Below are 14,743 nucleotides of genomic sequence, written 5' to 3' on the forward strand. Positions count from 1 at the left end.
ATGGAAAGCGTGACTCTAGCATGCGGGAATGGTGGGAAAGAAACAAACGCTTTAATTGAGCGAGTTTTTATGCCCTATTTAAAAGAGTTGATCAGTGCATTTGGTGAAGACGCCCCTAAATTTGAAGCCAATGGGGAATATTGCGTGAGCACGGATAGTTTTGTCATCACGCCTTTAACTTTTAATGGGGGTGATATAGGCAAGCTTTGTGTTTGCGGGAGTGCGAATGATGTGAGCATGCAAGGGGGCAAACCTTTGTATTTGAATATCGGTTTTATTTTAGAAGAAGGTTTAGAAATCGCTCTTTTAAAACAAATTCTACAATCCATGCAAAAAGAGTTGTTTAAAGCCAACCTCAAACTCCTCTCCCTAGACACTAAAGTCGTGCCAAAGGGGAGCGTGGATAAGCTTTTTATTAACACGACTTGTATTGGTAAAATCATAAAAACAGGGATTTCTTCACACCATTTAAAACAAGGGCAAGCCATTATCGTGAGCGATACTATCGCTAATCATGGGGCAAGCCTGTTTGCGATGCGTAATGAAATCAAGCTTAAAACTAATCTTAAAAGCGATTGCCAACTGCTCTATCCTTTAGTAAGACCCCTATTTTTAAGCAATCTAAAAATCCATGCTTTAAGAGATGCGACTAGGGGTGGGTTAGCGAGCGTGTTAAACGAATGGGCGAATAGCTCAAAAGTAAAAATCGTCATAGAAGAAGAAAAAATCCCCTTAAAAGAAGAAACTAAAGGGATTTGTGAGATTTTAGGGCTAGAACCTTATGCGTTAGCTAATGAGGGGGTGTTTGTTTTAGCACTCAATCAAAAAGACGCCCCCAAAGCCTTAGAAATTTTAAAAAGTAATGAACAAGCCAAAAACGCTTGCATGATCGGCGAAGTGCTTGAAAGCCCTTATCCTATCGTGGTTTTAAAGAACGCATGGGGTTTTGAAAGGATCTTAGAAATGCCAGAAGGCGAGCTGTTGCCTAGGATTTGCTAACGCACTCATTTTTTAATCGTTTTTGATGTATTTTAAGTTTGTTTTATTTAGAACGCAAGAGAGGGTTTTAAGGGTTTATGAGTCGTTTTAATCGGATTTTTGAGTGGCAAAAACTCTAATAGTTAGCGACTATTTCAGTAAAAACCACAAATCCACTTAAGAGCGTTTCAGTCTCAAAGAATTTAATACCACTAATAAAGAACTTGCACTCATGCTCAAACTCGCTATTAAGGGGTTAATATAGCCTAGCATAGCTACTGGGATTAAAATAGCGTTATAAATCAAGCTCAAAACAATGTTTTGTAACACCACTTGATAGACTTTTTGAGCGTTATGAAGCGCTTTTTCTAACAAACTCAAATCTTCTTCTAAAAGCAAAATATCGCATGCGCTTTTGCTCAAAGCGCTTTTTTCAAACCCTAAAGAAACGCTCGCTTGTTTCAAGGCTAGTGCGTCATTATTGCCATCGCCTATCATCGCGCACACGCCTTTATAAGAACTAATGATTTGCGCCTTATCTTCAGGGGTCAAATTCGCATGGTATTTAGAAATCCCTAATTTTTTCGTGCACTCTTTAACAGAACTTTCATTATCCCCACTTAAAATTTCTAATTCCAAGCCTTTGTTGTGCAAAGCTTGAACGACTTCTTTAGCGTTATTCTTCAAACGCTCTTCTAAAATGAATAACGCGCATAAAGTCTTATTCTTCGCAAAACCTACCATGATATTTGCACTCTCTTTAACTTTTACGCTAACCCCCATAGCATTTAAAAATTTCAAACTCCCTACAATCAAGGTTTCGTTGTGATAATGCGCTTTCAAACCATGGGCAAAAAATTCTATCTTTTCTAAAATAACCTCATCGCCATCTAATGATTTAAGAATCGCACTATGGGCTAAATGCTCTCTGGTTTTTAAAAGACTCTTTAAAAGCCTTTCATCAAAATGTTCATAAATAATTTTCTCTTTTAAAAGGACTTCTTTTTGCGTGAGAGTGCCGGTTTTGTCTATGAAGATTTTTTTCACTTTGGCTAAAGTTTCTAAAAACAACGCTTCTTTAAACACAATCAAAGGGTTTTTAAACACCCCTATCACTAATGCAATGGGCGTAGCTAGAGCGAATGCACAAGGGCAGCTTATGACTAACACGCTAATGCATACCATTAACGCTTTTTCAAAATTAGCCCCCCAACCAAATTGCCATAAAATTAAGCTCACAAAGGCTAAAAATAGCACCGTTTTAGAAAAAATATCTGCAATTTTATTCGCACTGCTCTCAATTAAGGGCTTTTCTAAAAAACTCTTTTTTAAGGTTTCTAGCAAACTAGAAAGGCGTGAGTTTTGAAAATTCGCGCTCACTTGATAGCTAAAAGGCACGCCCACATTCACATAACCCCCTAAAATTTGATCATTAACCCCCAATTCCAAAGGTTTAAACTCCCCACTAATTAAAGACGCATCCACGCTCGCATTATTTAAAAGCACGCCATCCAGTGCGATTTTAGCCCCACTTGGCACCAAAATAATAGAGCCTATCGCCACATCTTTGGGGTGTTTTTCCACTTGTTTGTCCTTTTCTAAAACGATCACGCTATGGATTTCATGCGATTCTAGGGCCAAACATTTTTCATTCGCAAACAACCTAGCCTTCAATTCCAAAAACTTAGATCCAAAAACAAGCGTTAAAATGGTACTGCTCGCTTCAAAATAAGTCTCTTGAGACACAAACATGGCATAAACGGAATAAACAAACGCCGACAACGCCCCAAAAGACACGCTCAAATCCATGCCAAAAACACCATTTTTTAGCCCATAAAACGCCCCCTTAATGAAAAAGCGCCCCACAACCACCAACACCAACAAGCTTAAAAAGAGCGATACGAGATCCAAATTCCTTTGCATGAGCTTATCCATGCCACTGCTACCATAACTCGCATATTTGGCAATTGCAATAAACATCAAGTTCATGGTGGCAAAAAACCCCACGCTTAAAGTGAGCAAGTAAGATCGTTGCTCTTTTTGCGCTTTTAGGGTGTAATTTTTAGCGTTATAGACTTTAGCCCCATAGCCCAAACTCTCAATTTTTTGAATGATTTCTTTGGGGTTTAAGGACTTCTCAAACACGATTTGTAAGTGGTGGGTGGTGAAATTCACGCTCACTTTTTTAACCCCACTTAAGCGCTCTAAAACCTTTTGATTGAGCCACAAGCAAGCGTTGCAATGCGTTTTTTCTAACAAAAGATTAAGGGTAAAATCGCCCTTATCGTTTTCTTCAATAGCTTGCTCTAATTCTAAAGCATTCACTGGAGCTTGATGCGTTACAGGGGCTAAAGTAGAAGCGCCTAACTTGTCATAAAAGCTCTCTAAATTCAAATCCAATAACAACGCATACACCCTAGCACACCCTGCACAACAAAAATGCAATTCTTTATGGTTGATAGTCTCTTTAAAAAGCTCGCTTTCTTTAAACTCTAATTGGCAATGCGAACATTTCATTTTTTAATCCTTAATCTAAAAGTGCTTTTATAGAATAAGTATTACAAGTTTGATAAATTGTTAAAACTTCTTTAGTGTTGTCGCTTTGGTTTTTGGAATTGTGCGTGATTAAGGGGGGCAAAACTTTTAAAGCGCTTTTGGAATTATTCCTGCTCGCTCCAAGCATCAAATGAGCGTTTTTATCTTTAAAGCTTTGGACAAACCTTAAAATCTCTAGCGTGAGTTTAACGCTTTTTAAACTCTCTATAACTAAGCAAAGCGACAAAGCTTCATAGCAAAAAATAAAATACCCCTTAGGTTTCAAGCATTTTTTCACTTTAGAAACCAAAGAGGGGAAATCCAATTCGCTCTGGTGTCTCGCATGCCCTTTATGTTTGGATTTGATAGAGCCTAACGCATAAAAAGGAGGGTTACACACAACTACATCATATAAAATTGGGGGGTTGAAATCTAAAAAATTGCTTTCAAACACTTGAGTGTTAGGGAATTTAAGGGCGTTTTTTTGAGAACAAAACGCCATTTTGCTATCCTTTTCCACTAAATGGACGCTGGCTAGTGGGTTGTCTCTAGCACAAAGTAAGCCTAAAATCCCACACCCTGAGCCTATGTCTAAAATCGCACCACTATTTTTAATCAAAGGGCATGAAAAATCGTATAAAAAGAGCGAATCGCTATTGTAAGCATAAGCGTTTAAAGGTTGGTATAATCTTAAGAGTTTTCTATCCATAAAAGGGCTTCATTTTCTAAGATTTGCGTGTGCAACAAACGGCCTTTAAAAGGGGTTTTTAGAGCGAGCGAGCTAAAAGATTCGCCAATCATAGACGCATGGGAATGCAAAAGTAACATGTCTATTTTGTCTCTCAAGCTCTCAAACAATTCCCACCCCCCTTCAATGAAATTAAACCCCTTATCTGAGGGCAAATCCTTAGGGTCATGAAAAGTATTAACTAAACGATTAGGTGCAGAAAAAACTCTCAAATGAGAGTTAGTTGGATGCTTGGATAAAATAGCGATATTAGGGTTTTTACCTTGATAAAAACCATCGCAAAAGCGTGCATCTAATAAGGGATTATCCGTTCTTATGGTTTTTCCAGAGACAATAAGAGTGCCACATACCGCTCGTTGGTTGTGCGTGAAAATAGCGCTTTTTTGACCGGTGATCTTGCCATGCTGGTAATCCCCATTCATTCTTAAAGCGAGTTTGAATAAATTAAAACGTCCCTTTTTTTCCATTATCCTAAAAGGCAAGAGCAAATCTCTAGCCTTGTTTTCTAAACTTGGGCAAATGAGCGCTTCAACATGGGCTTTTTTGAGCCTCTCTAACCCCCCTTTTTTAGCTTTATTTTCTTCTATCGCAATAACCACTCTTTTAGGCTTTAAAATTTCTAATAATTCACTGCATGCGGGGGTTTTACCATAGGAATTGCATGGCTCTAGGGTGATTAAAAAAACGCAGTCTTTAAAAGCGTTATCATGGTGTGTTTTTAAAAAGTCGCTTAAGATTTTAGGATCTTCTAGTTGGTCTAAATCGATTTTTAAACTAGGGCGTAAAATCTTCAACGCCGATTTAGTGGCTAAGACTTCTGCATGCGGAGTTTTGGCTTTTTTATGCACCTCTAAGCTTAAGATCTCATGGTTTTTATCTAACACCATGCAAGCCACACTTGGGTTTTCTAAGGCTAGGGTCTGGTATTCCCACGCCTTATTCAAACAAATTTCTAATAAACTCTCATAAAGTCTCATGATGGGAAAAAGGGTAAGGACAAAAAGCCTTTGATCGCCAAAGCGTTGATGATGTCAATGAAAAACGCTCCCACTAAAGGCACCACGATAAACGCCACATGCGACGCCCCATAGTGGTTGGTGATGGTTTGCATATTCACCATAGCTGTTGGTGTCGCTCCAAGCCCAAAACCGCAATGCCCCGCACACAACACCGCCGCATCATAATCCTTCCCACAAATCCTAAAGGTCACAAACACCGCATAAAGGATCATAAACACCACTTGAACGCTCAAAATAATCGCCAATGGCACAGCGAGTTTTAATAATTCTAACAAATTCACGCTCATTAAAGCGTAAGCCAAAAACAAGCTCAAGCTCACATTCCCAATGACTGAAACTTCCCTATCAAACACGCTATGGATTTTAAAAAACGACAAGGCATTCCTTAAAAGAACCCCTATAAACAAGCACCACACAAAAGTGGGCAAGGTGAAACTTTTAGGCATCAAATGCGATAAAAAAGTCCCCACCAATAAAGCGATCGCAATTAGAGCTAAAGTTTCTACAAAACTAGATGCGGTGATTAAGCGTTGCTCTTTAGGGGTTTCAAAACCTTTAGCCACAATACCCTCTAAAGCGTCTTTTTCTTTAGTGTCTTTAGGCTCTAGTTTGTATCTTGAAATCAAATATTTAGCGACAGGCCCCCCAATAATCCCCCCACTCACCAAGCCAAAAGTCGCACACACCATGCCCACTTCTAGGCTAGAATTAAAATCATAAGGCGGTTGGGTGAAAAAATTAGCCCATGCCGCACTAGTGCCATGCCCTCCCACTAAAGCGATAGATCCGCCTAAAAGCCCCATTAAAGGATTGACCCCTAAAAGACCGGCGACAGAAACCCCTACCACATTTTGACACACCACAAACCCAGACACAACCAACAAAAAAACCGCGAGCATTTTCCCGCCTTTTTGTAAAGATTTGAAATCCGCACTCAAACCAATAGTGATAAAGAAAGTCAGCATCAAAGGATCTTTTAAAGAAGAATCAAAACGCAAATCAAAATTATAAAAATGGTGGGCTAGCATGATAAAAAAAGCGATCAAAACCCCACCCACAACAGGTTCTGGAATATCATAATCTCGTAAAAACTTGACTTTAGAAATCACATAACGCCCCAAAAGCAACACTAAAACCATGCACACCAAAGTGGCATAAATGTCTAATTTAATTTCTTGCAAGCTTGTCTCCTTTGGTTAATCAATTCATCTTATTATAATATAATAGACACTTAAAAGAACGAGATTAGCTAGAAAGTAGGTGTTCCTTGCATACAGTATTACAAATTGGAGCTGGTGGCGTAGGCAGTGTGGTAGCACACAAAATGGGCATGAACAGAGATGTTTTTAAAAATATCGTTTTAGCAAGTAGGAGTTTAGACAAATGCTATGCGATTAAAGAAAGCATGCTCAAAAAAGGTTTGGGGGAAATCAGTGTTGAACAAGTGGATGCTGACGATACGCAAGCCTTAATAACTTTAATCAACAAATACAAGCCTAAAGTCGTTGTTAATGTGGCTTTACCCTATCAAGATTTAACAATCATGCAAGCATGTTTAGAGACTAAAACCCATTACATTGATACCGCTAATTACGAGCATCCGGATTTAGCGAAGTTTGAATACAAAGAGCAATGGGCGTTTGATAAAGCTTACAAAGAAGCAGGGATTTTAGGGATTTTAGGATCGGGGTTTGATCCAGGCGTAACTAACGCTTATGTCGCTCACGCTCAAAAACACCATTTTGACACCATCCACACTTTAGATATTTTAGACTGCAACGCTGGGGATCACAAACGCCCTTTTGCTACCAATTTTAACCCTGAAATCAATTTAAGAGAAGTGAGCTCTAAAGGGCGTTATTATGAAAATGGCAAATGGATTGAAACTAAGCCCTTAGAAATCAAACAAGTGTGGGCTTACCCTCAAATTGGCGAAATGGATTCGTATCTTTTATACCATGAAGAATTGGAATCGTTAGTCAAAAACATTAAAGGTTTAAGGAGGGCGAGATTTTTTATGACTTTCTCTCAAAACTATTTGACTCACATGAAATGCTTAAAAAATGTCGGCATGCTAGGCATTAAAGAGATAGAGCATCAAGGCGTAAAAATCGTGCCGATACAATTTTTAAAAACCTTGCTCCCTGATCCGGCAACTCTAGCCAAAGACACTACCGGTAAAACCAATATTGGGTGCTATATGACCGGCATTAAAAACAACCAAGACAAAACGCTCTACATTTACAATGTGTGCGATCATAAGAAATGCTATGAAGAAGTAGGCTCGCAAGCTATAAGCTACACCACCGGCGTGCCAGCGATGTGCACGGCTAAAATGATTTGCAATGACACTTGGAGCGTGGAGCATTTTAAGGCTGGGGTGTTTAACATAGAAGAATTAAACACCGATCCTTTCATGGAAGAATTGACTAAACAAGGTCTGCCTTATGAAGTGATTGAGCGCTAGTTTTAGGCTCAATCTTCACTTGGTGCGATAAACACCGATCCTCTTTCTACCATAATATTCTTATCGTCCGTGCTGTAAGCTTGTATTCTAATAGGCGTTAAAATGTCTTTGGCACGCTTTTGTTCTGCACTTTTTAAAGGTTTTCTTAAAATCACTACCGCTTTAATCTTTTGCCCAGCTTTAACCATAATGGGGGTTAAAGGTTTTTTGATTTGAATGTCCTTTTGCCCTAAAATTTTGAAATAAAACTCATGATCTTTATTGTCCGTGTTGTGGAATAAAAACACATAATCGTTATCCACATACCCTTGCAAGCGCGTTTCATACAGATCGCTGTTGCGGTTAATGTCTAAAAGCATGCGTTCTTTTTTAAACGAAGTGATGACTAAAAGAGCGCTAACAATAGCGATAACCCCCATGTAAGCGATTGTTTTTAAACGCACGAGATGCACTTTTTGGCGCGTGTTTGTGGCGTTGGTTGAAGACCATTGGATGAGTGAAGGGCGGTTGTATTTAGACATTGTTATGGTGCATGCATCCACGCATTCCAAACAATTGATGCATTCTAATTGCAAGCCCTTTCTAATATCAATATGCGTGGGGCAAACCTGTACGCAATGCAAACAATTCACGCATTCATTTTCCGCACTGCGCTTTTTAGGGGATAGAGGGTAGAGATTGCCTTGATTATCATAAAGCACCCCACCGCGCTTTTCATCATAAATAGGGTTTAAGGTGTCATTGTCATACAACACCGATTGCACCCTAGCATAAGGGCATAAATAGATACAAAAACGCTCCGCAACCACCACTATATCAAACAACACCACAGCCGCACTAAAAAGCCAAAAACCCATAGCAACAGGGTGCTCGCTAGGGTTTTTAAGATACATAAAAAAATCTTCAGGGGCGATGAAATAAAAGAAAAACAACATCATAAGCCCCACCACAACAGGAGCGAATAACAAAACGCTCAATATTTTACGGATCTTATAGCTTGGGGTGTTTTTAGCGCTTTCTTGTTTGTTGCTGATCTTTTTATGGAGTTTGAAAATCTTAGTTTCAATCACATCTCTATAAAGCACCCTTAAAAAGGTTTGCGGACAAGCCCATCCGCACCACACACGCCCAAGGCTAGTGGTAATAAAAAAAATCCCTATAAAAAGCAAAATAACCATAAAAGGCATGATTTGCAATTCTTCAGCGCTAAAGATCTTGCCTAAAAAATGCAATTGTTTATGCTCAAAGGAGATCAAAAACAAATGTGCCCCATCAATACGAATAAAGGGCGTGATTAATAGCGCTAAAGAGATCAATAAAAACCCTATGTAACGCTTCAAGCGAAACGATTTTAAAAAATGGCTAGAAGATTCAAGCATTCTCATATCCTAAAATTTTTAATCCACTATACCCTAACAACTTAACGCTTTCACTTAAAATCAACATGTTATAATGGCAAACATTTTATTTGAAAGGGTATTTATGGATGGCGTTTTAAACTTCCTAACCAATATCAATGTGATTTTCACCCTTTTGGGCTATCTTATTGGAGGGATTCCTTTTGGCTATGCGTTAATGAAAATCTTTTATGGTATGGATATTACTAAGATCGGATCAGGGGGCATTGGCGCGACGAATGTCTTGCGCACTTTACAAAGTAGGGGCGTGAGTAACGCCAAACAAATGGCACTATTAGTCTTAATCTTGGATCTATTCAAAGGCATGTTTGCTGTTTTTTTAAGCAAATTGTTTGGGTTGGATTATAGCTTGCAATGGATGGTCGCTATCGCAAGCATTTTAGGGCATTGTTATTCGCCTTTTTTAAATTTCAATGGAGGCAAGGGCGTTTCTACGATCATGGGCTCTGTGGTGTTGCTTATCCCTATTGAAAGCTTAATCGGTTTAATGGTGTGGTTTTTTGTGGGTAAGGTGCTTAAAATCTCTTCTCTCGCTAGCATTGTAGGGGTAGGCACAGCGACAATTCTTATCTTTTTTGTCCCCTACATGCATATCCCAGATAGCGTCAATATCCTTAAAGAAGTAGGCACACAAACGCCTATGGTGTTAATCTTTATTTTTACTCTTATCAAGCATGTGGGCAATATTTTTAACTTGCTCGCCGGTAAAGAAAAGAAAGTCTTATGAAAATCAAACAAGCCGTTCATATCCATCATTTCGTGTTTGAAACGATTTTAGGGATTTTAGAGTTTGAACGCTTGAAACCCCAAAAAATAAGCGTAAATTTGGATCTTTTCTACACGGAATCACCCAACAAGGTCTATTTAGACTACATGGAAATCCAAGAAATCATTCAAAACACGATGCAAGAAAAACAATACTTACTCATTGAAGACGCCCTTAAAGATTTAAGCCGCATCTTAAAAACACGCTACAAGGAGATCACTGAGCTTTTTTTAAAGATCAGCAAATTAGAGATTTCTAAAAATTCTCAAGTGGGGGCGAGCGTGAAAATTAACTATGAAAACCATCTTTAACCTCTTTTTTCTCATTATTATTTTAAAAGCACAACCCATAAACCCCCTACTAGAGCCTTTATATTTCCCAAGTTACGCGCAATTTTTGGATTTAGAACCTCGTTTTGTCATCAAAAAAAAGCGATCTTACAAACCCTTTCAATGGGGGAATACAATCATTATCAAACGCCATGACTTAGAAGAACGCCAAAGCAACCAACCAAGCGATATTTTTCGCCAAAACGCTGAAATCAATGTGTCTTCTCAAACTTTTTTAAGGGGCATGAGCAGTAATTTTTCGCGGATCGTGGTTGATTCGGTCGCTCAATAAAATGCTAAAGCGTTTTTTGATCACATTTTTCTTCGTATTTTCTTAATTTTAAAACAAAATTTAAGGTATTATTAAATAGAATAGTGTAATAATAATCTAGGTTCAAGAAGATTAACTCCTAGAGAAAAAGTAAAGAAAAAGGCTAAAAAGAAATGCTCAGAAATAGATTTCGTATTGTATTTGTCTCCTGTATTGTCGCTAGCAGTTTGCAAGCTCAAGAAGAAACCCACACTTTGGGTAAGGTAACCACGCTAGGCGAAAGGACCTTTGAGTATAACAATAAAATGTATATTGAAAGAAAAGAGCTCCAACAACGCCAAAGTAACCAAGTCCGTGATATTTTTAGGACTAGAGCCGATGTGAATGTGGCTAGTGGGGGCTTAATGGCACAAAAGATTTATGTTAGGGGGATTGAAAGCCGTCTCTTAAGGGTAACGATCGATGGCGTCGCTCAAAATGGTAATATTTTCCACCATGACGCTAACACCGTAATCGATCCTAACATGATCAAAGAAGTGGAAGTCATCAAAGGTGCAGCGAACGCTTCAGCGGGTCCGGGTGCGGTGGCAGGTAAATTGTCTTTCACCACGATTGACGCTAACGACTTTTTAAGGAAAAATCAAACTTATGGTGCCAAAATGGAAGCGGGCTTTTACACTAACTTTGGATACCGCATGAACGCCACTGCAGCTTACCGTGGGAAAAATTGGGATATTCTTGCGTATTACAACCATCAAGATATTTTTTATTACAGAGATGGGAACAACGCTTTTAGGAGTCTCTTCCACCCCAATTTTGACTTGCAAGATCCAAGCAATAGTGATATTGGCGTAGGGACTCCTAGTGAAGTCAATAGTGTTTTAGGCAAAGTCAATGGCTATATCAACGACACGGACACCATCAGCTTAAGCTATAACATGACAAGGGAAAATTCCACTAGGCTCTTACGCCCCAACACCACATCAGCTCTTTCTAAAGCCAACGATCCAGGAAGCCAACCAGCACCTTTTGTGATTGACTTTGGGAAAGAGTTAGCCCATACGATCAACTTCAACCACAATTTGAGCTTGAAATACAAGCATGACGGTGGTACTAGATTTGGTCAGCCTCGCATTGAATCCACCGCCTTTTTAGGGGTAAGGGGAGGCGATTATAACCCTGTGGTGAATCCTTTCGCTTATAATTCCAACGAGCCAGCCAACCCAGATTACATTCCTGAAGTTAAGGATTGGTGTAACAACCCCGATAATATCAGCCAGTGCACGCAAGGGGCTATCAGACCCTCTGATGGAGGCTATCAAATAGGCTATGGGAAGCCGGGTGCAATCGATTGGCAAAACACTTCTATGATTTCTACAGGCTCTAATATTTACCATGGGCTTGTTCCTAAAAACCCTGATTACGACATGACCCCTCCAAACGCTGAAAACACCGCTTCTAACGATTGGACTTTAGGGAATGCGGACGCTGAGGGGACTTTAGCGAGAAGGATTTTCTTAATCAACTCGGGTGTTAATTTCAAAGTCACCCACCCCATTAGCGAAGACTATGGGAATGTGTTTGAATACGGCATGATTTATCAAAATTTGAGCGTTTTCTCTGGATTGGATAAAGGTAAAAACGGCTACTATAAAAACAACATTAACCCTAACGACCCTAACGGCTTGGGCTTGCCTTACCGCCACTATTACACCGATCAAAGCTCCCAATACCCTCAAAATTTGAACACGCCTAATCCGCTCTATCGTAACATGCCCCAAAATTCGCATGCGATTGGCAATATCATCGGTGGGTTTATGCAGGCCAACTACAATCTTTTGGAAAATCTCATCGTGGGTGCGGGAACTCGTTATGATATTTACACCTTGCTAGATAAAAACGGTCGTACGCATGTGACTTCTGGCTTTTCACCTTCTGCAACCGTGCTTTATAACCCTATTGAAAGCATTGGCTTGAAAGTGAGCTACGCGTATGTGACTAAGGGAGCTTTACCGGGAGATGGCGTTTTGATGCGCGATCCCACAGTGATTTATCAAAGGAATTTGCGCCCTGCAATCGGTCAAAATGTGGAATTCAATGTGGATTACAACAGCAAGTATTTCAATGTGCGTGGGGCAGCGTTCTATCAAGTGATCAACAACTTCATCAACAGCTATGGGCAAGACACCTCTAAAAATGGTGGGGGTAATGCAACGGCAAAAAACATGTCAGGGAATTTACCTGAAACCATCAATATCTATGGTTATGAAGTTTCAGGGAATGTGCAATATAAAAATTTCGTAGGGACTTTCTCGGTGGCACGCTCTTGGCCGACAGCTAGGGGGCATTTATTAGCCGATACTTACGCACTAGCTGCAACCACAGGGAATGTGTTTATCCTAAAAGCCGATTACAATATCCATAAATGGGGGCTTACCTTGACTTGGCTCTCACGCTTTGTAACCAACATGTTTTATGAAGGCTATTCTATTTACTATCCGCAATACGGCTTGATGAAAATCCATAAACCTGGGTATGGCGTACATAATGTCTTTGTCAACTGGACTCCCACTTCTAAAAAATGGCAGGGCTTAAGGATTTCAGCCGTGTTTAACAATATCTTAAACAAGCAATATATCAGTCAGGCTTCAGTATGGCAAGCGAGTGCAGACGCTCCAGCGAGCGATATGATCCCTAAAGACAAACGCATGGCACTTCCGGCTCCTGGATTTAATGCGCGTTTTGAGGTGTCCTATCAGTTCTAAATTGAAAGAAATCTTAGGATTTCTTTTTGAATTTTGAACATGAAAAAACCTTACAAAAATTACCAAACCTTATGGAAAAAGTTCCGCTCGCTCAACAGACTCATTAAAACGCTTTTAAGGATTTTAAAAAAGTAGTTTTATTAAAAATTTAGCGAGCTTGAATTAAAATCGTGCCTTATTAACTCTCAAAAAGGAAAAGCAAACGCGCTTTCATCTATGGCTAATATCACGACTAAAGAAACGCCCCAAATAATCTCCGATCTCTTGAAAAACCCTTACCAAAAGATCATCAATGCGAGTGCGAGCGTTTTTGATGAAAGCCATGGGCGATCGTTTTTTAGCCAAAAATTTTATGAAAGGATTGAACCTTGCTTAAAAGAAATCTTAACCCACCCCATTGATTTGGAATGCGATCTAAACACCGCCAAAAAAACCAACCGCTTAACCCCCTTAAAAAAGCTTTTTAAAGCGTGTTTTGACACTGAAGAAATTTTGATTGTCAATAATAACACAAGCGCTTTAATTCTTATTGCTAACGCTTTAGCCTTGCAACAAGAAATCATTGTTTCTTATGGCGAATTAGTGGGCATGGGAGGGAATTTTAAGATTAAAGACATTTTGTTAGCCAGTGGGGCTAGGTTGCATTTAGTGGGAAATACCAATCGCACTTATTTAAGGGATTACCGCTTAGCCTTGAATGAAAATAGTAAAATGCTATTTAAAATCCATAACCCCACTTTTAAAAAAGACACGCCTTTTAAAGATTTGCAAGCCCTAGCTAAAGAGCATGGTTTGATAGATTATTACAATTTAGGGGATGTGGATCTATTCAATAAAAGGGCTTTGGAAGAAATTCTAGCCCTAAAACCATCGCTTTTAAGCTTTAGTGCAGATAAGTTCTTTAATGGCGTGCAAGCTGGCATTATTATGGGGCAAAAAGAATTGATTGAGACCTTAAAAAACCACCCCCTTTATAGAGCTTTGAGAACGGATAAAATCACGCTCACTTTGCTTTTCCATAGCCTAAAAGCATGGATAAGCCATAAAGAAGAGATTAAATTCTATGAATTACTCAATCAAACTAAAGACGAATTGTTACAAAAAGCTTTAAAACTCTACGCTCTTTTAAAACCTTTAGAATTAGATGTGAGCATAGCGTCTAGCTTTTCTAAAATAGGGAATTTGTCCCATACAGAATTAGAATCCTTTTGCGTGAAGATCCGGTCTAAAAACACCCAGATTTTAGATTGTGAGAAGCTTTATTTAAGACTTTTTCAAAAAGGCGTTATTTCAAGAATCTCATGCGAATTTGTGTGTTTTGAAGTCTTTAGCTTGGATGGAGAAGATTTGGAAAAAATCGCTCTAGTTTTAGAAGAAATCCTTAATAAGGCTTAAAAATTCGCTATAATAGAATCTCTTTTAAAATACTCTCTCCTACAAAAATTTA

General features: G+C 39.0%; 12 protein-coding genes. 7 read left to right on the plus strand and 5 right to left on the minus strand.

From position 1 onward, the window contains the following. Nucleotides 1–999 carry a hydrogenase expression/formation protein HypE gene (gene hypE, locus DYI00_RS06250; RefSeq protein WP_011577065.1) on the plus strand — a complete coding sequence of 333 codons (999 nt, stop codon included), beginning with the start codon at nt 1–3 and terminating at the stop codon, nt 997–999. 156 nt (nt 1,000–1,155) lie between these two features. On the opposite strand, the gene DYI00_RS06255 is transcribed toward hypE, so the two are convergent. From DYI00_RS06255 to gltS, 4 genes are read right to left on the minus strand one after another with little or no spacing between them, the layout of a single operon-like run. Further along, a complete protein-coding gene (locus tag DYI00_RS06255; RefSeq protein WP_011577064.1) occupies nt 1,156–3,495 on the minus strand; it encodes a heavy metal translocating P-type ATPase in 2,340 nt (779 codons plus the stop codon). A gap of 10 nt (nt 3,496–3,505) precedes the next feature. Beyond that, a complete protein-coding gene (locus DYI00_RS06260; protein WP_011577063.1) occupies nt 3,506–4,222 on the minus strand; it encodes a tRNA1(Val) (adenine(37)-N6)-methyltransferase in 717 nt (238 codons plus the stop codon). Then, complete coding sequence (locus DYI00_RS06265) at nt 4,204–5,238, minus strand: dihydrofolate reductase family protein (protein ID WP_011577062.1); 1,035 nt, start codon at nt 5,236–5,238, stop codon at nt 4,204–4,206. Before DYI00_RS06265 ends, DYI00_RS06260 begins: the two co-directional genes overlap by 19 nt. After that, a complete protein-coding gene (gltS, locus tag DYI00_RS06270; protein ID WP_011577061.1) occupies nt 5,235–6,461 on the minus strand; it encodes a sodium/glutamate symporter in 1,227 nt (408 codons plus the stop codon). Before gltS ends, DYI00_RS06265 begins: the two co-directional genes overlap by 4 nt. An 86-nt stretch (nt 6,462–6,547) precedes the next feature. On the opposite strand from gltS, the gene DYI00_RS06275 reads away from it, so the two are divergent. Continuing rightward, the gene (locus tag DYI00_RS06275; protein ID WP_011577060.1) at nt 6,548–7,747 is read left to right on the plus strand and encodes a saccharopine dehydrogenase family protein; all 1,200 of its coding nucleotides are present in this window, start codon (nt 6,548–6,550) and stop codon (nt 7,745–7,747) included. An 8-nt stretch (nt 7,748–7,755) separates the two neighbouring features. On the opposite strand, the gene ccoG is transcribed toward DYI00_RS06275, so the two are convergent. Then, on the minus strand, nt 7,756–9,126 hold the full coding sequence (gene ccoG / locus DYI00_RS06280) for a cytochrome c oxidase accessory protein CcoG (protein ID WP_011577059.1): 1,371 nt from the start codon (nt 9,124–9,126) through the stop codon (nt 7,756–7,758). 103 nt (nt 9,127–9,229) lie between these two features. Between ccoG and plsY the strand changes: the two genes are divergently transcribed. The 5 genes from plsY (at nt 9,230) to DYI00_RS06305 (ending at nt 14,691) form a co-directional block, all read left to right on the plus strand. Next, complete coding sequence (gene plsY / locus DYI00_RS06285) at nt 9,230–9,892, plus strand: glycerol-3-phosphate 1-O-acyltransferase PlsY (protein ID WP_218564363.1); 663 nt, start codon at nt 9,230–9,232, stop codon at nt 9,890–9,892. Further along, the gene (locus DYI00_RS06290; protein ID WP_011577057.1) at nt 9,889–10,242 is read left to right on the plus strand and encodes a FolB domain-containing protein; all 354 of its coding nucleotides are present in this window, start codon (nt 9,889–9,891) and stop codon (nt 10,240–10,242) included. Before plsY ends, DYI00_RS06290 begins: the two co-directional genes overlap by 4 nt. Beyond that, nucleotides 10,226–10,552 carry a Plug domain-containing protein gene (locus DYI00_RS06295; RefSeq protein WP_011577056.1) on the plus strand — a complete coding sequence of 109 codons (327 nt, stop codon included), beginning with the start codon at nt 10,226–10,228 and terminating at the stop codon, nt 10,550–10,552. The genes DYI00_RS06290 and DYI00_RS06295 overlap by 17 nt, the downstream gene beginning before the upstream one ends. 152 nt (nt 10,553–10,704) lie before the next feature. Further along, nucleotides 10,705–13,296, plus strand: coding sequence for a TonB-dependent receptor (locus DYI00_RS06300; RefSeq protein ID WP_011577055.1), 2,592 nt, complete (start codon nt 10,705–10,707; stop codon nt 13,294–13,296). Nucleotides 13,297–13,512: 216 nt separating this feature from the next. Next, nucleotides 13,513–14,691 carry an aminotransferase class V-fold PLP-dependent enzyme gene (locus DYI00_RS06305; protein ID WP_011577054.1) on the plus strand — a complete coding sequence of 393 codons (1,179 nt, stop codon included), beginning with the start codon at nt 13,513–13,515 and terminating at the stop codon, nt 14,689–14,691. The last annotated feature ends 52 nt before the right edge of the window (nt 14,692–14,743 follow it).

It is taken from the genome of Helicobacter acinonychis (assembly GCF_900461455.1).
GTDB classification, from domain to species: Bacteria; Campylobacterota; Campylobacteria; order Campylobacterales; family Helicobacteraceae; genus Helicobacter; species Helicobacter acinonychis.

Coding starts and splice junctions, on each gene's coding strand:
- hypE (WP_011577065.1), top strand. CDS start 1: ATGGAAAGCGTGACTCTAGCATGCGGGAATGGTGGGAAAGAAACAAAC.
- DYI00_RS06255 (WP_011577064.1), bottom strand. CDS start 3,495: ATGAAATGTTCGCATTGCCAATTAGAGTTTAAAGAAAGCGAGCTTTTT.
- DYI00_RS06260 (WP_011577063.1), bottom strand. CDS start 4,222: ATGGATAGAAAACTCTTAAGATTATACCAACCTTTAAACGCTTATGCT.
- DYI00_RS06265 (WP_011577062.1), bottom strand. CDS start 5,238: ATGAGACTTTATGAGAGTTTATTAGAAATTTGTTTGAATAAGGCGTGG.
- ccoG (WP_011577059.1), bottom strand. CDS start 9,126: ATGCTTGAATCTTCTAGCCATTTTTTAAAATCGTTTCGCTTGAAGCGT.
- plsY (WP_218564363.1), top strand. CDS start 9,230: ATGGATGGCGTTTTAAACTTCCTAACCAATATCAATGTGATTTTCACC.
- DYI00_RS06290 (WP_011577057.1), top strand. CDS start 9,889: ATGAAAATCAAACAAGCCGTTCATATCCATCATTTCGTGTTTGAAACG.
- DYI00_RS06295 (WP_011577056.1), top strand. CDS start 10,226: ATGAAAACCATCTTTAACCTCTTTTTTCTCATTATTATTTTAAAAGCA.
- DYI00_RS06300 (WP_011577055.1), top strand. CDS start 10,705: ATGCTCAGAAATAGATTTCGTATTGTATTTGTCTCCTGTATTGTCGCT.
- DYI00_RS06305 (WP_011577054.1), top strand. CDS start 13,513: ATGGCTAATATCACGACTAAAGAAACGCCCCAAATAATCTCCGATCTC.